General features: G+C 68.0%; 19 protein-coding genes and 1 pseudogene. 12 read left to right on the plus strand and 8 right to left on the minus strand.

Annotated features, from left to right (window positions below; genetic code table 11):
* Nucleotides 1-353: 353 nt before the first annotated feature.
* Both ACTXG6_RS43885 and ACTXG6_RS43890 read left to right on the plus strand, forming a co-directional pair.
* Nucleotides 354-1,271 carry a DUF2961 domain-containing protein gene (locus ACTXG6_RS43885; RefSeq protein WP_445185197.1) on the plus strand — a complete coding sequence of 306 codons (918 nt, stop codon included), beginning with the start codon at nt 354-356 and terminating at the stop codon, nt 1,269-1,271.
* A 140-nt stretch (nt 1,272-1,411) separates the two neighbouring features.
* Nucleotides 1,412-1,771: pseudogene (locus ACTXG6_RS43890) on the plus strand (dihydrofolate reductase family protein); the annotation flags it as partial.
* Nucleotides 1,772-1,871: 100 nt separating this feature from the next.
* Here ACTXG6_RS43890 and ACTXG6_RS43895 read toward each other — a convergent pair.
* Nucleotides 1,872-2,444: a hypothetical protein gene (locus tag ACTXG6_RS43895; protein WP_445185198.1), complete on the minus strand. Its 573-nt coding sequence runs from the start codon at nt 2,442-2,444 to the stop codon at nt 1,872-1,874.
* 128 nt (nt 2,445-2,572) lie between these two features.
* Between ACTXG6_RS43895 and ACTXG6_RS43900 the strand changes: the two genes are divergently transcribed.
* Together ACTXG6_RS43900 and ACTXG6_RS43905 are read left to right on the plus strand one after the other, a co-directional pair.
* Nucleotides 2,573-3,205 carry a TetR/AcrR family transcriptional regulator gene (locus ACTXG6_RS43900; RefSeq protein WP_445185199.1) on the plus strand — a complete coding sequence of 211 codons (633 nt, stop codon included), beginning with the start codon at nt 2,573-2,575 and terminating at the stop codon, nt 3,203-3,205.
* Nucleotides 3,206-3,387: 182 nt separating this feature from the next.
* Nucleotides 3,388-4,083: a hypothetical protein gene (locus ACTXG6_RS43905; RefSeq protein WP_445185200.1), complete on the plus strand. Its 696-nt coding sequence runs from the start codon at nt 3,388-3,390 to the stop codon at nt 4,081-4,083.
* Between the two features lie 116 nt (nt 4,084-4,199).
* Here the strand turns inward: ACTXG6_RS43905 and ACTXG6_RS43910 are convergent, their stop codons facing one another.
* The 5 genes from ACTXG6_RS43910 to ACTXG6_RS43930 form a co-directional block, all read right to left on the minus strand.
* Nucleotides 4,200-4,358 carry a hypothetical protein gene (locus ACTXG6_RS43910; protein ID WP_445185201.1) on the minus strand — a complete coding sequence of 53 codons (159 nt, stop codon included), beginning with the start codon at nt 4,356-4,358 and terminating at the stop codon, nt 4,200-4,202.
* A 516-nt stretch (nt 4,359-4,874) separates the two neighbouring features.
* Nucleotides 4,875-5,789: an NADP-dependent oxidoreductase gene (locus ACTXG6_RS43915; RefSeq protein ID WP_445185202.1), complete on the minus strand. Its 915-nt coding sequence runs from the start codon at nt 5,787-5,789 to the stop codon at nt 4,875-4,877.
* A 426-nt stretch (nt 5,790-6,215) separates the two neighbouring features.
* Nucleotides 6,216-7,037 carry an enoyl-CoA hydratase/isomerase family protein gene (locus ACTXG6_RS43920; RefSeq protein WP_445185203.1) on the minus strand — a complete coding sequence of 274 codons (822 nt, stop codon included), beginning with the start codon at nt 7,035-7,037 and terminating at the stop codon, nt 6,216-6,218.
* 76 nt (nt 7,038-7,113) lie between these two features.
* Nucleotides 7,114-8,013, minus strand: coding sequence for an MBL fold metallo-hydrolase (locus ACTXG6_RS43925; protein WP_445185204.1), 900 nt, complete (start codon nt 8,011-8,013; stop codon nt 7,114-7,116).
* Between the two features lie 49 nt (nt 8,014-8,062).
* Nucleotides 8,063-8,764: an alpha/beta hydrolase gene (locus ACTXG6_RS43930; protein WP_445185205.1), complete on the minus strand. Its 702-nt coding sequence runs from the start codon at nt 8,762-8,764 to the stop codon at nt 8,063-8,065.
* Between the two features lie 246 nt (nt 8,765-9,010).
* Between ACTXG6_RS43930 and ACTXG6_RS43935 the strand changes: the two genes are divergently transcribed.
* Complete coding sequence (locus tag ACTXG6_RS43935; protein WP_445185206.1) at nt 9,011-9,352, plus strand: DUF1330 domain-containing protein; 342 nt, start codon at nt 9,011-9,013, stop codon at nt 9,350-9,352.
* A gap of 88 nt (nt 9,353-9,440) precedes the next feature.
* Here ACTXG6_RS43935 and ACTXG6_RS43940 read toward each other — a convergent pair whose 3' ends face one another.
* Nucleotides 9,441-9,890, minus strand: a complete 450-nt coding sequence (locus tag ACTXG6_RS43940) for a hypothetical protein (RefSeq protein WP_445185207.1) — start codon at nt 9,888-9,890, stop codon at nt 9,441-9,443.
* Between the two features lie 274 nt (nt 9,891-10,164).
* Here ACTXG6_RS43940 and ACTXG6_RS43945 point away from each other — a divergent pair, with 274 nt between their 5' ends.
* The 5 genes from ACTXG6_RS43945 to ACTXG6_RS43965 all read left to right on the plus strand — a co-directional run bounded on the left by ACTXG6_RS43945 (nt 10,165) and on the right by ACTXG6_RS43965 (nt 14,882).
* Complete coding sequence (locus ACTXG6_RS43945; protein WP_445185208.1) at nt 10,165-10,710, plus strand: helix-turn-helix domain-containing protein; 546 nt, start codon at nt 10,165-10,167, stop codon at nt 10,708-10,710.
* Between the two features lie 203 nt (nt 10,711-10,913).
* Nucleotides 10,914-11,492: a TMEM165/GDT1 family protein gene (locus ACTXG6_RS43950; protein ID WP_445185209.1), complete on the plus strand. Its 579-nt coding sequence runs from the start codon at nt 10,914-10,916 to the stop codon at nt 11,490-11,492.
* Between the two features lie 192 nt (nt 11,493-11,684).
* Nucleotides 11,685-12,809, plus strand: coding sequence for a sodium:calcium antiporter (locus ACTXG6_RS43955; protein WP_445185210.1), 1,125 nt, complete (start codon nt 11,685-11,687; stop codon nt 12,807-12,809).
* A 426-nt stretch (nt 12,810-13,235) separates the two neighbouring features.
* Nucleotides 13,236-14,597 (plus strand): NAD-dependent succinate-semialdehyde dehydrogenase, encoded by a 1,362-nt coding sequence (locus ACTXG6_RS43960; RefSeq protein ID WP_445185211.1) that lies wholly within the window; start codon nt 13,236-13,238, stop codon nt 14,595-14,597.
* A 51-nt stretch (nt 14,598-14,648) separates the two neighbouring features.
* Nucleotides 14,649-14,882, plus strand: coding sequence for a hypothetical protein (locus ACTXG6_RS43965; protein WP_445185212.1), 234 nt, complete (start codon nt 14,649-14,651; stop codon nt 14,880-14,882).
* Between the two features lie 37 nt (nt 14,883-14,919).
* Here ACTXG6_RS43965 and ACTXG6_RS43970 read toward each other — a convergent pair whose 3' ends face one another.
* Entirely contained in the window at nt 14,920-15,426 is a 507-nt protein-coding gene (locus tag ACTXG6_RS43970; RefSeq protein WP_445185213.1) for a hypothetical protein, read from the minus strand.
* 166 nt (nt 15,427-15,592) lie between these two features.
* On the opposite strand from ACTXG6_RS43970, the gene nthA reads away from it, so the two are divergent.
* Nucleotides 15,593-16,156, plus strand: a complete 564-nt coding sequence (gene nthA / locus ACTXG6_RS43975) for a nitrile hydratase subunit alpha (RefSeq protein WP_445185214.1) — start codon at nt 15,593-15,595, stop codon at nt 16,154-16,156.
* Nucleotides 16,153-16,818, plus strand: coding sequence for a nitrile hydratase subunit beta (nthB, locus tag ACTXG6_RS43980; RefSeq protein WP_445185215.1), 666 nt, complete (start codon nt 16,153-16,155; stop codon nt 16,816-16,818). Before nthA ends, nthB begins: the two co-directional genes overlap by 4 nt.
* Nucleotides 16,819-16,875: the final 57 nt, after the last annotated feature.

Genomic DNA, 16,875 nt, shown 5'->3' on the forward strand with positions numbered 1-16,875 from the left:
GCGCAGGCCACGCCAACACCGAGCTCGGACCTGCCACTACCGGCCGATCCGGGAACAGCGAGCTCGGGATCATCATCGACGCCCACAGCGCTGACAGCGCTCACCTCACCGGGGCGCTCTCGAGCGCCCCCGTTCTTCGCCAGCGGATCGCTGACCTGGCGCCATGAATGCGGCCCGCCGACCAGGGCCGATAGGCACCATCCCGGCGTACAGTGCGCGCCGTGGCGGTCGAATCCCAGTTGCTGTGAATCATGTGCGGTCGCTGTGATGTCACGTGGGCAGGCGTTCGGCCATCTGGTCGGCTGGTGTTGACCCTGCTCCGTGACTGAATCACACGTGGAGGTGCTTGTTCGATGGTGAACCCGCTGGCCTCGCTTCGTCAGGAAAAGCTCCGCATCGACAAGGTGGAAAACGTCTCGGTGGGCCCAAATACCGAGCGCACGCTCTACAACCGGAACGGTCCTGGGGTGGTCGTCTCCCTGTGGATGGCGCTGGGTGGTGGCAACGCTCCGGCGCTCGACGGCCGCCTGCGTGTCTACTACGACGGCTCACCGCTCGTGTCGATCGACATCGACATGGGGACGCTGCTGGCCACGCACTGGGGAGCCGGCAGCGCCAACACCAGCCACTCGTGTGAGCACGTACATGTTGAGATCGACGCCAGCAGTTACCGCACGGCCTTCTTGTTGACGTTTCCCATACCGTTCGGCACTTCGCTCAGGATCGCCTACTTCAACACCAACGCCGGGCAGACCGCCAACATCTACTCAATGGTGACCTACAGCCTCACGCCGACCGACGAGGCGAACGGTCGGCGACTGCGCTACCAAGGCGTTCGCTATGTGGACCAGAAGGTCACTCGGACCGCCTCCGCGACCATTACCCTCGCGCAGATCACGGGCGGCCCGGGGTCGATCGTCTACCACTCCTACGTCGGAGGAGTCGGAGCCACCAACCTCTCCTGGTTGGAGCGCAACTTCTCGATCACAGTCGATGGAGAACCGACCGCACAGATAGTCGCAACCGGCACGGAGGACTGGTTCGACAGCGGGTGGTATTTCAACGGCCGACGCGACTACAACACGAGCTTCCACAGCTACGTCGGCACGAACCAGCCGGCGGGCAACGTGAACGTGGTAGGGATGGCCACCGATCTGTGGTCGAAATGGGGTGGCGTGCCCTTTACCGCGTCCGCCGTGATTCAGTCGTTGCCCGAGGCCGGCTGCACGACAGGCGACACACTGTGCTGGTGCGTCCTCTACTACCAATAGCGGCAATCTGACGCATGGACGGTCGAGCGGATGTACGCCGAGATCGAGTCGAAGGCACCGACCCGGCACAGCCGGTCCGGCCGAGCGACCGCGGGCGCGGCGAAGATCAGGTCGAGGCCACGTTGGCGTGCAGGTTGCGTGGTCTCCAGCGCGGGCCCTGGCACAATTACGAGTGGCGCGGCTGGTGGGGTGACGAGCCCCCGTTCCGCACCCCGGTGTTCGTCATGACCCACCACAAGCGTCCTTCGTTCACGCTCTCCGACACCACGTTCCACTTCGTCGACGGCGACCCTGCCACGGTCCTCGAACAGGCGCGGGAGGCGGCGCAGGGCAAGGACGTCCGACTCGGCGGCGGGGCTACCACCATCCGGCAGTTCCTCGATGCCGACCTCGTCGACACCCTGCACGTGGCGGTCTCGCCGGTGCAGCTCGGGTCCGGAGTACGACTCTGGGAGTCACCCGATGAGCTGCTCGACCGGTTCCACCTGGAGGTCCTGTGACACGGTTCATGACACGGACCTGCGGAGGTCAACGTTCTCCAGGGTGGATCTCCATTGCAGTCTGTTGTGGACTGAATAGTGACCGGCGCTGTCGGTCATGTCAGTTCCTCCCGCCGGTACTCCGGGAGATGCCCCGGCTGAGGCGCAGCGCCGAGACGAGGAAGAAGATGCCGCCGAGCAGGGCGTAGCCGGCCAGGTTGCTCAGCGACGCGTGAGGGACGGAAGCCTGCAGGAAAAATGAGGTCCCGGCGACCGCGGAGATGGTGCCGCTGGCGATCAGAGCCCACTGGCCCCCGAGCATGCGTCGCCGCAGGGCCACGAAGAGCTGGACGAGCCCGGCCACGACGGCCCAGGCCCCCCACACCCGCAGGACCGCCGGGATGCCGGAGGTGACCGCGAAGACCACCCCGACAACAGCGATCGAACTGATCGCGATGTTCACGTAGAGGCCCAGAGCGGACGCGCCGACCCGGGAGGAGGCGATGTCGGCGACGGCGACGGCCACGTCGAACAGCGGGTAGAGCACCAGCAGAGTCGCGCTCACCGGCCCGATGCTCGACGCGGTCAGGAACAGTGCGACGGCCCAGACCAGAGCGAACCCGAAGCGAACAAAGTAGAGCCGCCGCAGGGCTGCCGCGACCGTGGCCGCGGCGGGGGCAGTAGTTGTGCTCATGACCAGTTTCCTCTCGAGGGAGTGATTCGTCCCAGCTGGTAGAAAGAACGTTCTTCCTTGCAGCACGAAGCTTGGCACGGCTTTTCGATAAGTGCAAGACCGATCGTTCTTTCTGCTAGGGTCAGGTCATGGCTCCACCGACACTCCCCGCAACCGACAGCCCGAACGGCAGCCCGTCGGGAGGGCCGCGGCGGTCCGAGGCGCGGGAGCGGTTGCTGGCCACGGCCAGCGCGTTGTTCTACCGCGAAGGCATCCGGGCGGTCGGGGTCGAGCGGATCCTCGCCGAGGCCCCCGCCACACGGGCGACGTTCTACCGGCACTTCCCCTCGAAAGAAGACCTCGTGGTCGCCTACCTGCGCGGCGTCGATACCGACATACGGGCCGGCACACAGGCCGCCATCGAGGCCGCACCGTCCCCGGCCGACGCACTGCGCGCGATCGGGTCTGCCGTCGCCGACGCCCTGGCCGAGCCGGGGTTCCGCGGCTGCGCGTTCCTCAAGGCCGCCGCCGAGTACCCCGACCCCGACGACCGGGTGCACCAGGCGGTCCTCGAGCACCGAGCCTGGTACGCCGCCACGCTCACCGAGCTGTTCGCCCAGGTCTTCGGGACCTCACCGCGGCGCCCCAATCCAGAGCACGCCGCACGGCACTTCGTCATGATGCGCGACGGGGCCATGTCCGGCGCCCACCTCGACGGTGCCGACAGCGTCGGCGCCGCATTCCACCGCGGCGTCGAGGGCCTGCTCACCGTCCTCCACTGAGTACCCGCACAGCATCGGACCGCGAAGCAAGTCACAGCGATCCTGATCTGCACCCGGCGCGCGGAGTTTCGCGCCACGTTTGATGTCACATCGTGGCTCGGCGCGCTTCCGGCCCTGACGTCGGCCCCCCGGGATCGCTAGGGTCGCCGCTACCACGAATCGGGGGTAAGCCGTAGGGAGAAATGACTGCCTGGAGCGCGGAGACGCTGGTGCTCAAGGGCTTCCTCATCCCTTTCCCGGCCGTGGTGGCGCATCGGCAGGAGGTCTTCCTGTGCGGCCCGGACGACGACGGGCGGGCGCTGTTGCGGGTGACCGGGATGCTGCGCATCGTCCCCGCGAAGCTCGACCCCCGCCCAGCGCACGCGCGGGAACGGGAGCTGCTCCTGCCGGGCCGGCCGCTGGACGATCCGGGTGCGGCCCGGGCGTCCCGCTGGTTCCGGTGGGGGACCCGGCTGTGGCTAGTCCCGGCCGTCCTCGGGGTCTGCGGGGCTGTGGTGGTGACGCTCGCCCTGCGCCCGCTGGCGGTGCCAGGGCTCGTCGTCGGCGGGCTGCTGCTGACCGCCGCCGCGTACTCGGTGCCGATCGTGGTGATGTTCGTCCGGTGGTTCGCGGAGGCGCTCGCGGGCATGTGCGCTGCCCGGGAGTGGTCGCCGGTGCCGATCACGATGTTCCCGTGGGAGCCGGGCCGGGAGGTGGGACACTCCGGTGGAGGCGCCGCGGCCGTGGCTGTTGCGCACCCAGGACCCCGTCCTCGACAAGATCCCGTCGCTGCGGGGGTGAGCCACAGCTTGTCCTGGAGCCGGTTCAGGGATCGCGGTCGGCGAACGCGGGACAGCCGCGTCACCGCGCCGCGATTCAGGTGGTCTTGTCGCCCTTGACGAACGGGGCCCCAGTTCACACCGGAGGGCACGGCCGAATTTCACGGGAGCCAGGTTCGAAGGCAACAGCTCTGTTCTTCACGGCATCGGCGAGCCGGCCGCCGGACGGCGTCATGTCACCAGAAACGCCGCACCGTTCGAGGCCCCACACCCCCGAGGTAAAGCGCCACCAGTAGGAACCCGGCCGTGATCAACAACGTGTCAGCGCCGTTGTAGTAGATCAACTCGATGATGAACGCGATTAGGAACAGCAGCGCGGCGATGATGGCCAGCATGGGATGTCCTCCCGATAGGATTCCGGAGCCGGATTCTCCATCGTGCGCACACCACCGACACCCGCCCCACGCCGAGAAGAACCCGACCGAGTGGCGCGGGAACACCGGTACTCGTGGCAATCCCCAGAAACCACGAGAGACCGGATGTGCACGTGCAGTTCACTCGGGCTGTTAGGAGGGGGAAGAAGGCGTCCCGACCCGCGAGATCGCGGAGGCGATCGGCCGCGCGTTCGACCTGCCCGTCACCTCGATCACCGCCGACAACGTCGAGGACCACTACGGGTGGATCGACACCTTCTTCGCCATCGACATCTCAGCGACCAGCACCGCGACACGACAGCTCCTCGACTGGACACCCACCGGACCAACCCTCATCGAGGACCTCGACGCGGGCGCGTACTCGGCAAGCTGACACCCCACGGACAAGGGCGTCGAGCTCCAACGCCGAGATCGTGCGGAACCCCCGTGACGTACGGCGGGGGCGAGTTTGCACCTGCCCGGCGATGTCTCCGTCGCTCACGGTCGCAGCACCAACTTGCCGCGGGTGTGGCGCAGTTCGAGTTCCCGGTACGCGTCCCGCACATCGTCGAGGGCGAAGACTCCGGCGATCGGCACTTCCAGCTCACCCCGCGCGACGAGGTCGGCCAACTCGGCGACCACCGCCGCGGTCGCGGCATCCGCGCCGCCTGCCGACTGGACGCCGAACCGCGCCACGGCCGCAAAGTCGGTGATGGTGTCGACCCTGTCGCGCGGGACTCCGAGGTCCTCTACCGCCATCGCGACGTAGCCACCGCCGAAGAAGTCCAGCAGGGCGTCGATGTGTCCGGACGGGGCCGCGGCGCGGAGCCGGGCCGGCAGGTCGTCGCCGTAGTTGACGGGGACCACGCCATGGTCGGCGAGCCAGGCGTCGTTGGACGGCCCGGCGATACCGAGGACCGTGGCCCCGGCGCGTCTGGCGAGTTGAACCGCGATCGAACCGACACCGCCGGCCGCACCCGCGATCGCTACCGTGTCCCCCGGTATGAGGTGCACCGCCCGCACCGCGGCGTAGGCGGTGGCGCCCGCGACGAACAGCGAGCCGGCCACCTCCCAGGAAACCTCGAACGGCTTGGCGGTCAACTGGCCTGCCGGCACCGTCACGTATTCGGCGTGGCTGGACCGGCGCATGGAGAATCCGATCACCTCGTCGCCCACAGCGAACCCGCCGACCTCGGAGCCGAGCTCGGCCACCACCCCCGCCAGGTCACTGCCCTGCCCGGAGGGAAACGTGGTCGGGAACTGGTCGGCCAGGACGCCCGCGCGGAGCACCGCCTCACTCGGATTGATGCCGGCTGCCCTGACCTCGACCAGAACCTCACCGGCTCCCGGAACAGGGCGGGGGACGTCGCGCACCTCCAGGACGTCGACGCCGCCGTAGGAATCGAACCGCACTGCCTTAGTCATTAGCGCCGACCCGGTGCCGGACCGCGGTAGGTGACCTGCTTGTCGTCCATGATCTCGACTGCTCCGCTCCGTGCCCGTTCCGCGCCGACCAGGGCGCATTCACTTTCATCGGGTGGAAGGTGAGAGGTCGTCACCGGATCTAGGTGAACTGACTCCGCGGCCCACCATCCTCACCGAGCCGGACGCCATCGTCCTGCCACAGCGAGGGAATCAGCGTCGGCGACGACCCGCGGCTAACGCTGTCGGGCCGGCGCAGGCTCATCCTCGGGACGTCACCGGGCAAGAAGTTCGACCTGGACGACATTCACGCCGCGGTCGCCGAGGCAGAGTCGGTCGGGCGCGGCGGCAAGGTCCTGATTGCGCCCAACCAGTGACGATCATTCGGCCCTCGTGGCGACCAGGTGGCACCACCGATCAATGGTGAGCGGGCTCGCTCAAGATCTGGGCCAGTGCCATCTCGGCATCGCGGGTCTGCAAACCCCGTTTCATCGCGGCGCGGATCCGGCTTTGCGCCTCGGGGTTGCGGACCCCCTCACCGAATCGGTTGGAATCGCGCCGGAACTCCTCCGCGGGCGCGAGTGTTATCGCATTGACGCGGTCCTTGACCGCGATTTGGCCGGCGGCTGGAAAACTGGCGATCCGCTGCGCGAGCGATCTAACGAAATCGCCGAGTGTGGCGGCGGGCAACGCCCGATTTATCCACCCGTACCGCTCCGCCAGCTCCGCGTCGTAATCTTGTGCGCTCAACATGACCTCGAGCGCCCGGGCGCGGCCCATCAGGCGCGCGAGGTGTTGGGCGCCGCCCCCGCCGGGGAGCAGACCGAACGCGGGCTCGAACTGGCTGAAGATCGCTGACTCGAGCGCGGCGAACCGCATGTCGCAGGCCAGCACGAATTCGCTGCCCGCGGCGCGAACCCGACCCTCAATCTGGGCGATGGTGATCAGCCGGCTCGCGCTCAGGTGGTGGAACAGTAGCGCGATCGATGCTTCGCCGGTGAGCTTCGCCGCCTCTGCCCGGTACTCCTCGATCTGGGTCAGATCGACGTGGGAAATGAAATAGTCGGGGTCGGCGCTGGTGAACACCAGTACCTGGATCGTGTCGTCGGCCTCGGCTTCCTGAATGAGGGAGACCAGGTCGCGGACCAGTTCCGGCCCGAGGAGATTCATCGGCGGGGCCTCGATGTCCGCGAACAGAACGGCCCCCTCTGTGCGCACGGCGATCGTCTCGAGAACCATGAGACCTCCTCGGCTCTGGCTGGACTTTGCCCGCGCGTTTCTAGCTCGACTTCCCGATTGCATCCGCACGCGGCGCTCAGAGGAAGCCGGCACCGACGATCTGGGCAAGGTCCTGGTCGGGGTGTTCGCGCACGCCGTAGAGCGCCGTGGCGCCGGCCCAGAGGACGGTCCGGCCCAGGTAGTTCGGGTAGCGCGCGATCTTCGCGTTGAAGAAGTCGACGGCGGTGTTCTGGGTCCGCAGGAGTTCGTCGGCGTCGTCGAGGTAGTGCCGGGTCTCTGAGATGGTCCTCTTGGCGTCGTCATCGAGCTGCTTGTTCTGATGACCGGCGACGATTCGTCGAGGATTGAGGGCCTCGACCTTGTCGATCGCCTCGCGCCAAGGCCCGAAGCCGCCGACGAACACGCTAGCCCCGAGGAACATATGAACTCCGTTGTAGATCACATCGCCGGCGACAATCAGCTCGAGATCCGGAATGTGGAGCACGCTGGTGTCAGCGCTGTCGGTGAAGCCGACCTCGACCATCACAAGATCGTGTCCTTCGAGCGTGAACCGGTTGTCCGGGACCGTCACCGCGGTGACCGGCGATGGCGGGATCATCCCTGGGTACACCTTGTCCCACAGAAACGGCCGGTTTGCGGCGTTGGCGTGCATCTGCGCGATCGTTCCCGCCGTGGCGACGACACGGGCCCCGAATCGTTCCGCCAACACCCCGGCTGCGAACCAGTGATCGCCGTGGGCGTGAGTGACGAAGATATCTGTGAGGTTCCGACCCTTTCCGGCGACCCAATCGCCGAGCGCTCGCGCCTGGTCCCTCGTCATCCCGGGGTCCGTGAGCACCGCATCTTCGCTCCCGAGAATCAGCGTGCTGGCCTGCGGGGAGAACAGCTTTGGCTCTCCATTGGGGAGGAAACCGTTGTCCTGTGGCGGCGGGTCGTTGACGAAGACGTCGTAGGTGAGCTTCTCGATCGATGTCATGACGGCGTCTGCCCTTTCCGATGTTCCGCTCGGGGCCGGACCCGCGGGGTCACCGCGCGGTCACGGTGGTCGCGGCCTGCTCGATGAGGGCGGCCACCGCGGCTGGCTGCGATACGTAAATGGAGTGGCTGCCCGCCGCCTCGACCACGGTCGAGCCGGCCCGCTCCGACATGGCGCGCTGCGCGGGCGGGGGGATCATCCTGTCCTCGGTCGCAATGAGGTACCAGCTTGGCTTCACCCGCCAGGCGGGTTCGGTGATCGATCCGGCGAGGGCGGCCCCGCCCCACGGCACCTGTGAGTCGGCCATGAACGCGGCCTGCGCAGCGGGCAGGTCGCCGGCGAACGAATCGTGAAACTTCTCCCGGTCCAGGAACAGGAATCCGTCCTTACCCGGGAGGATCGGTGGTACGGGTGCGCCGGGCGGCGGGTCGGCAATGAGCGTGTTCACCGACTCGCCGGCGTCCGGGGCGAACGCCGCGATGTACACCAGCGCCACCACGTTCGGGTCCGTGCCCGCCTCGGTGATGACCGCGCCACCGTAGGAGTGACCGACGAGAACCACCGGCCCGTCCTGTGCGTCGACGATCCGTCGCGTCGCCGCGACGTCACCCTCGAGCGACAGCGTTGGGTTCTGCACGACCGCGACGTCGTAGCCGTCCTGCTTGAGCAGGTCGTAGACCCCTTGCCAGCCGGACCCGTCCACGAAGCCGCCGTGCACGAGGACGATGTTTCTCGCTGATCCTGCATTCATGCTGATCGCCTTCCCAGACGTCGACGGGCAGCCACCACCCTGGCTGGCCAATCACAATGACCCCTCACCTGGCTGGCCGGAAAGGCCTCGGGGCAGCCGGTCGGCGAGCTGCGGAGAATTGGTCCGGCCGGTCTAACAGCCGTCCTCCGCTCCCGGCTTGTCCCGAATGCGCTGCTTCCTTCCGAGCACTGCTACTGCATGCCCTCGCCGGGTCAGCTGAAGGATGTGGCAAGCGATCCCGACTGGATGAGACCCTCGACCGTCCATCAAACCCCAGGGAGGCGTCATGGTCACGGATCCCCACCTCGCGCCCGGCAGCGACGGCCCGTACTACGTGATCGTCGACGTGGACATCCGGGACGTGCCCCGGTATCTCACGTACATGGAGAAGGTGCGACCCGGGCCTTCACCACCTACGAGGGATCCTGGGAACCATCCCGGCTGGTGCTCATCGAGCTGCCGTCCCAGAAGGCCTGGGAGTCCTTCTACTACGGCGCGGCGTACGAGGGCATCAGAACCATCCGGGACGAGACCAGCACCGCCAACATGATCGGCCTTGAAGGGCTCCCGCCGACGGGCACGCGATAGCCGGACCAACGGGCACCTGGACGGAGGCCCCCACAACCCGAGCCCGGAGTACTCCACTCGTGCGGCGTGCCGATTGCACCGGTGCCCCTCAACCACCCGGCGCGACCGTGCCGCCGCCGTCCCGCGCCGCGTCATCGTCGGCGTCACGGCCCGTGCGGTGATCAGCGGAAGCATGCTCGTGCCGATCCAGCTGAGCCTCGGCAACCTCAGTACTGAGCTGCTGTTCGCGCATTCTGGACAAGATCGTCATGGTGGTCGCATGCCCGAGCGCCGTGAGCAGGAGCAAGATCCCCATCCTGACGAGCACCGATCGAACCCCCGCGCCCGGGGGAAACGCCACCGAGGCAACCAACGCGACGACCCCGAACATCACCATGTGGAACAGCACCGCGACCATGCCGGCTACCTGGCGAGCGCGTTTGGGGTTGTCATAAACCTCGCCCAGGTACCCCACGCCGGCCCGGAAGATCAGCTGGCCATCGATCAACACCAGGACCGCTCCAAGGAACAGGACCACCAGGTAAAGCGCGTCACCCATCGCCGATCTCCTCCTGCCGCAACCTCGAAGCGACCCCGCGCTCGTCAGCGAGGCCGGCAATGCCGAGATAGCCCTATTCGTGATGTCCGTCGTCTGTTGTTCCGGCTTGGCGGCAGTGTCTTACGCACCGATACTGCTGGGTCGCCGATCCCAGCGACGCCCACAGCACAGCCGACTATTGCAACCGGCCGTGGCGGGTACCCCCGTGTTTCACACGAGGTGGACCCCGGGGAAGTAGCGCGGGACAACGCCGCCGCCGTCCGGCCGCCAGCCAGTGAGCAGCACCGCGGCCGCGGTCGGCGCGAAGATCCGCCTGCGCCGCCAGCAGCGCGGCATGAGCGCCGCGGAGATGGCCTGGCGCGCCGGGCTGAGCAAGGCCACGCTGTCGCAACTGGAGGCCGGCAACGGCAATCCGACGATCGACACCCTGGATGCGATCGCGATCGCCTTGCGCATCCCGATTGCCGACCTGCTGGCGCGTGACGCCGACACCGGGCCAGTCTTCCGGCCGGGCACGGACATCGAGCCCGGCGAGGTCTCCCGGGAACCGCTGCGCCGTATCAGCAGCGGCAACAGCCTGGAGATCTGGCGGCTGCGCATTCCGCCCGAGACAGAGCTGACCGGCGTCCCGCACGCCACCGGCACGATCGAGCACCTGCTCATCGCCACCGGGCACGTCCTCGCCGGCCCCGTCGACGTCCCGCGGGATCTGGGCCCCGGCGACATGCTCGCGTTCGCCGGGGACGCCCCGCACTTCTACCGCACCGGCGCCGAGGAAGTGGACATCATCGTCGTCTTCGCCTCCCCCATCAGCACCTGAGACCGTTCGTCACCGCCTTCTCCCACAGCACGGACGACATCGACCAGCTCCTCGACGCGGTCCGCCGCCACACCCGCTGACTGGAGATACCCCCGCATGGCGCAGTGAGGCGGCGCGGGCAGGTCGTCTCACTCCGCTCCGGGGCAAGTTGGGGCGCGGCGCGGGGTTGTGGGGAACGCCCGGGTGGGGTAGATCGTCTCGCCATGGGTGTGGCTGCTATTACGTTCGGGATCGTCTTCCTCGCGGAGATGGTGGACACCAGCGGCCTGGTGACGCTCGTGCTCGGCACCCGGTTCCCAGCTCGGTGGGTGCTGCTGGGTGTCTGCGCCGGCATGCTTGTGCACGTCGTGGTCGCGATCGCGGCCGGGAGCCTCGTGGCGCTGTTGCCCGAACGGCCGCTCGAAGGCATCCTCGCGGTGATCTTCCTCGTCGGCGCCGTGCTGCTTCTGCGCGAGGACGACGATGACGATGACGACGAGCCGAACATCCGGAAGAGGCCGCGGACCCCCTGGAGCGTCGTAGCCACGAGCTTCGGAATCACCGCCCTCTCGGAGTTCGCCGACCCGACGCAGCTCATCATCGTCACGCTCGCCGCGCGGTACAACGACCCGCTCGCCGTCGGAATCGGCGCACTCCTCGGGCTATGGGCTGTATCCGCGCTCGCGGTCTACGGAGGCAAGCGCCTGCTGCGCCTGGTGCCGGTCCGCTGGGTGACCCGAGCGACCGCGGCCATCCTCGTCGTCCTCGCCGTACTCAGCGCGATCGACGCCATCCGCGGCTAAACCGACTCGCCGCCCCGACCGACACACCTCCGGCGGCCGCCACGGCACCGAATGATCCACCAGACAGGTAGCCGACAGAACGTCGATCAAACACATTCAGTTGCAGATGTCAACCAGTTGCACGATCGGATGGCCCGGACGACCATCACGTCGAGATCTCTCACAACAACGACGTGGCGAGGGGTTATCGAAATGATCTCGGTGATCGAATTCGTGCTCGGCATCGCGGTGCTCGTCTACAGCGCCGAGAAACTGATCGGCTACCTGGTCGGCGTCGCCAGCAGATGGACCATCTCGCTATTTCTCATTGCGGTCATTTTCACCGGCATCGAGTTCGACGACCTCGCCTTCGGGATCGTGCTGAACCTCGAAGACCTCAGTAAGGTCGCCCTCGGCACCGTAATCGGAACGACGATTGCGATGACGGGCCTGGTACTCGCCCTCGCGGCGATCATCGCACCCACCGCGGTGGACGTGCCGAAGGATTACCTTGTCCTGTTCGTCGCCGCACCCGTGGTGATGTTCGCCCTCGCGCTCACCCGGGCCTTGACGCTGGTCACCGGCGTCGTGCTGGTCCTGTTGTTCGTGGCGTTCGTCGGCTGGATCGCCTACCGCGAGTACACCGCACGGCGGCCGATCTGGCGCAACGCCGAGCTGTACGAGCAGCTCGAGAAGGCCGGGGTGGGCGCCGGCGGGGGTGGGACGGGAACGGCCACCCGCGCCGGAGGAGGCGGCTGCGAGGGCGGGGATGCCCCGACCGACTCCGCAACGGGTGGGTCCAACGGCTTCCACCTGCCACCCGACCTGCGCATCGACCAGGGCTTCCTCAAGGCACGGCAGCACTCGCCCGGCGCCGCCATAGCGCTCGCCGTCCTCGCCCTGATCGGCCTCGTGATCGGCGCGGTGGTCGCCGGAGAGGGAACCGGCGGCGTCCTCGACACCTTCGGCATCAACGGCACCGTCTTCGGCGCCACGATCGCGACGCTGGCGCTGTCCCTCGAGGACATCTTCCTCACGGTGGAACCCCAGCGCCGCGGCGCCCCGGAGATCGCCGTCGCCAACATCATCGGCAGCGTCGTGTTCTCGGTGACCGGCAAGCTCGGCATCATCCTGCTCGTCGGCGGGGCGATCACCGTCGACCAGGACGTCCTGACCTGGCACCTGCCGGTCCTGCTGGTGCTGACGGTGCTCTCGGCGATCTTCCTGGCAACCGGGCGGCTGCGCCGTTGGCACGGCGTCGTCCTGCTCGCCCTCTACGTCGCCTATTTCGTCGTCAGCCTGGTGGTCTTCAACGGGGTCCCCCTCGACACCGACTGAGCCGATCGAACACGCCAAGGGGGCGATGTCAGGTTGTTGACAAAAGATCGAGTCGGGGCTGCCCTGGCAATCGCGGCCGCCATCGTCGGCCTCGTGCTGGTGTTCACGACGCACGCCTCCAAAGCCGACTCCGACGACGACACCAAGGCCGGTACGTCAGCGCCCACCAGCCAGGTCCAAGAGCCGGACCCGAACCAGACTCAAACGCCGTCATTGGCGCCGACGCAGCCGGCACCGCCCGGGTAGGCGCCGTGGCCAAGCTCACCCCGGCTCGCCGGGCCGGCCACCAGGGCTAATTGACGGCATGAATCGGCGGATCAAAGACATGATCGGAAGCGTCCTTGCTTCGCGGCGCCGGGAGTGGACACCGTGTAGCCGGCACCACCACCGAGCACCTGTGCCGCTGAGGACGGAGATCCGCACTCCATGTACACACTCACCAACCCGGCAACGGGCGAGCTGATCGAAGAGATAACGAACGCGACCGACGACGAGGTCCGCGCCGCGATCGAGCGCGTGCACCGCGGCTACTCGTCGTGGCGGCGCCGGCCGGTCAGCCAGCGGGCGAAGATCGTGTCCCGGGCCGCCGAGCTGTTCGCCGAACGGGCCGACGAGCTGGCCGCGATCATGACGCTGGAGATGGGCAAGCGGATCAACGAGGGCCGCGGCGAGATCGGCATCGTCGTCGACATCTTCAACTACTACGCCGACAACGGCCCGGCGCTGCTGGCCGACGAGCCGCTGTCGATCAAGGGCGGCGAGGCGGTCATCACCAAGGGCCCGATCGGCGCGCTGCTCGGCGTCATGCCGTGGAACTTCCCCGTCTACCAGGTCGCGCGGTTCGTCGCGCCGAACCTGGTGCTCGGCAACACGATCCTGCTCAAGCACGCCTCGATCTGCCCCCGGTCGGCCCTCGCCATCGAGCAGATTCTGCGCGACGCCGGAGTGCCCGAGGACGCGTACGCGAACATCTTCGCCTCGAGCAGGCAGGTCCCGTGGATGCTCGCCGACGAGCGCATCCGGGGCGTCTCCCTGACCGGCAGCGAGCAGGCCGGCATCTCGGTCGCGGCCGAGGCCGGCCGAAACCTGAAGAAGGCCGTGCTGGAGCTCGGCGGGTCCGACCCGCTGATCGTGCTCGACTCCGACGACATGGACGAGACCGTGCGGCTCACCGCGACCTCGCGGATGCGCAACTGCGGCCAGTCCTGCAACGCGCCGAAGCGGATGATCGTGCTGGCCGACATCTACGACGACTTCGTCGACGGGCTGGCCAAGCGCGTGGCCGACTACTACCTGCCCGGCGACCCCGCCGACCCCGCCACCAAGCTCGGGCCGCTCGCCTCGGCCTCGGCCGCCGACGAGGTGGCCGGCCAGGTCGAGACCGCGATCCAGCAGGGCGCGACGCTGCGCGCCGGCGGGCGCCGCATCGAGGGCCCCGGCGCCTACCTCGAGGCCACCGTGCTCACCGACGTCACACCGGACATGGCCGCCTACGCCGAGGAGATCTTCGGCCCGGTGTTCCTGGTGTTCCGCGCGGAGGACGAGGACGACGCGATCAGGATCGCCAACGACAGCCCGTTCGGCCTCGGGGCCAGCGTGTGGGGCACCGACCGGGAGCGCGCCCGCCGCGTCGCCGAGCAGATCGAGGCCGGCATGGTCTACCTGAACAGCGCCGGTGGGTCGCAGGCCGACCTGCCGTTCGGCGGCATCAAGCGCTCCGGCATGGGCCGCGAGCTCGGCCCGGCCGGCATCGAGGAGTTCATGAACAAGAAGTCCATCCGCCTCTAGTGATTCAGCTGGCGGCTGGCGCCGACGGCCGGCCCCGCCCGGTGCGGTGGTGTGGAGCTGGCAGTCGTGTGGTTGCGTGCCGCGAACCCGGTGGCGGACGAGCAGTGGCTGCGGATGGCTGCGAGCCGCTATGTCAGCCCTCCGGAGATCGCGCCGCACAGCGCTGGCGCCGCGGCGGATCTCACGCTGTGCACGGACGACGGTCGTGAACTGGACCTCGGCACCCGGGCGAACGCGACACCCGAGGAGTCGGACGGCATGTGCTACACGGACCCGCCGCACTGAACGGGCCGGGCCGACGATGGCGCGGTGGTCCGCCGGTTCAGGCCACCTTGCGCAGCGTCACGTCCATCGAGGCGGCCCAGCTCACGCCGTCGACGCTGGACTCGTGGTGGGCGACCTGGGTCATGCCGTTGTCGGTCAACGTTACGGTGCAACGCGTTCGGTCTCCGATCCACCTGAGCAGGTCGCCCTGGATCTCCAGGCGGGACTGGTGGAGGTTGCCGAAGCTGTCGTAGAACGTGGAGCGGTGCGCCTCGCCGTCAACGCCGATGATCTCGACGCCACCGACACTCGTTCCGCCGATCTTCCCGAAGGCCGAATGCACGACGAAGAACCCGCCGGGCGCCCACTCGTAGACATCGCTGGTGAGGATCGGGACCGACGGGATGTCCTCGGTCTCAATCGTGTGGCCTTCGTTGATCCAGTTACCGATGAGGACCGCAAGCGCCTGGTGGCGGCCGTCGCGGATCGGCGCTGTCCGGTCGGTGTTCTCAACCCCGGCGGCGACCTTGACGACGCGGGCGGACTCGGTGGTGCTCTCGGACATCGGAGCTCCTTCGGAGGTGCTGGCAAGAACGGTCCCACCACAGAGTCGGAGCCGTCACGACCGCCTTGACATCCCGGGGCATCTGAGCCTGGCTCCATATCGCTGGTTGACGAGGCGGGTCGGAAGCTTGGCCCACTAAAATATCGGGATGGTCGACAACGGGAGCATGGCGGCTCGGACCGAGGCGTTGGAATCCATCCTGGTCGAGAAGGGGTACGTCGAGCCCGCTGCCCTGGACGCAATTGTCGAGACCTACGAGCACGACGTCGGCCCGCGAAACGGAGCGAAGGTTGTCGCCAGGTCCTGGTCGGACCCCGCCTACCGGAAGCGGCTGCTCAGCGACGCCACCTCGGCGATCGCCGAGCTGGGTTTCACCGGCCGGGCCGGCGAACACATGGTCGCCCTGGAGAACACCCCGCGGTTGCACCATCTCGTCGTCTGCACACTGTGCTCGTGCTACCCGTGGACGGTGCTCGGACTGCCGCCCACCTGGTACAAGTCGCCCGCATACCGCTCCCGCGCGGTCATCGACCCGCGCGGGGTGCTCGCCGACTTCGGCGTCACGCTGCCGGACGCCACGCGCATTGCCGTGCAGGACTCGACATCCGAGGTCCGCTACCTCGTCGTGCCGATGCGGCCGGAGGGCACCGACGGCTGGACCGAAGACAGGCTCGCCGCGCTCGTCACCCGCGACTCCATGATCGGCACAGGCCTGGCGATGTCACCGTGAACGGCGCGGCGGACCTCGGCGGGATGATGGGCTTCGGTCCGGTCATCGGCGAACCCGAGAACGAGTACTTCCACGCCGACTGGGAGCGTCGCGCACTCGCCCTCAACCTCGCCGTCGGCGCCGCTGGGCGCTGGAGCATCGACGCCAGCCGGCACGCCAGGGAGAGCCTCCCACCTCGGGAGTACCTGAGCTCGAGCTACTACGAGATCTGGATCAAGGCGCTGGAGCGGCTGCTGGTGGACGCGGGCCTGGTGGGTGCCGACGAGCTCGAACTGCGCCGCTCGCTGCGCCCCGGCGTGCCGGTGTCGCGCGTGCTCAGCGCGGGCGACGTCCCGGCGGTACTGGCGGCCGGTAGCCCCGCTGTCCGCCCGGTCGACGTCCCGGCCCGGTTCGCGGTCGGCGAACGGGTGCGCACCCGCAACATGCACCCGACCGGCCACACCCGGCTGCCGCGCTACGCCCGGGGCAAAGGGGGCGTCGTCGAGCGAATCCATGGCGCGCACGTGTTCCCGGATACCAGCGCACACAACGCCGGCGAGCACCCCCAGTGGCTCTACTCCGTGCGGTTCGACGCCCGGGAACTGTGGGGCAACGACAGCGACCCCGGCCTCACCGTCAGCATCGACGCGTGGGAGAGCTACCTGGAGCCGACCCCGAGCTGACCAAGCTTTTTCCCGAAGGCGGCTGGATCTTCGGGAATTGTCGTACCCCTTCGACAT

The sequence above is a fragment of the Pseudonocardia sp. Cha107L01 genome, from assembly GCF_052566575.1.

Excerpts from the sequence above, each read along its gene's own strand:
- ACTXG6_RS43885 (WP_445185197.1), top strand. The coding sequence starts at position 354 with ATGGTGAACCCGCTGGCCTCGCTTCGTCAGGAAAAGCTCCGCATCGAC.
- ACTXG6_RS43895 (WP_445185198.1), bottom strand. The coding sequence starts at position 2,444 with ATGAGCACAACTACTGCCCCCGCCGCGGCCACGGTCGCGGCAGCCCTG.
- ACTXG6_RS43900 (WP_445185199.1), top strand. The coding sequence starts at position 2,573 with ATGGCTCCACCGACACTCCCCGCAACCGACAGCCCGAACGGCAGCCCG.
- ACTXG6_RS43905 (WP_445185200.1), top strand. The coding sequence starts at position 3,388 with ATGACTGCCTGGAGCGCGGAGACGCTGGTGCTCAAGGGCTTCCTCATC.
- ACTXG6_RS43910 (WP_445185201.1), bottom strand. The coding sequence starts at position 4,358 with ATGCTGGCCATCATCGCCGCGCTGCTGTTCCTAATCGCGTTCATCATC.
- ACTXG6_RS43920 (WP_445185203.1), bottom strand. The coding sequence starts at position 7,037 with ATGGTTCTCGAGACGATCGCCGTGCGCACAGAGGGGGCCGTTCTGTTC.
- ACTXG6_RS43925 (WP_445185204.1), bottom strand. The coding sequence starts at position 8,013 with ATGACATCGATCGAGAAGCTCACCTACGACGTCTTCGTCAACGACCCG.
- ACTXG6_RS43930 (WP_445185205.1), bottom strand. The coding sequence starts at position 8,764 with ATGAATGCAGGATCAGCGAGAAACATCGTCCTCGTGCACGGCGGCTTC.
- ACTXG6_RS43935 (WP_445185206.1), top strand. The coding sequence starts at position 9,011 with ATGAGACCCTCGACCGTCCATCAAACCCCAGGGAGGCGTCATGGTCAC.
- ACTXG6_RS43940 (WP_445185207.1), bottom strand. The coding sequence starts at position 9,890 with ATGGGTGACGCGCTTTACCTGGTGGTCCTGTTCCTTGGAGCGGTCCTG.
- ACTXG6_RS43950 (WP_445185209.1), top strand. The coding sequence starts at position 10,914 with ATGGGTGTGGCTGCTATTACGTTCGGGATCGTCTTCCTCGCGGAGATG.
- ACTXG6_RS43955 (WP_445185210.1), top strand. The coding sequence starts at position 11,685 with ATGATCTCGGTGATCGAATTCGTGCTCGGCATCGCGGTGCTCGTCTAC.
- ACTXG6_RS43960 (WP_445185211.1), top strand. The coding sequence starts at position 13,236 with ATGTACACACTCACCAACCCGGCAACGGGCGAGCTGATCGAAGAGATA.
- ACTXG6_RS43970 (WP_445185213.1), bottom strand. The coding sequence starts at position 15,426 with ATGTCCGAGAGCACCACCGAGTCCGCCCGCGTCGTCAAGGTCGCCGCC.
- nthA (WP_445185214.1), top strand. The coding sequence starts at position 15,593 with ATGGCGGCTCGGACCGAGGCGTTGGAATCCATCCTGGTCGAGAAGGGG.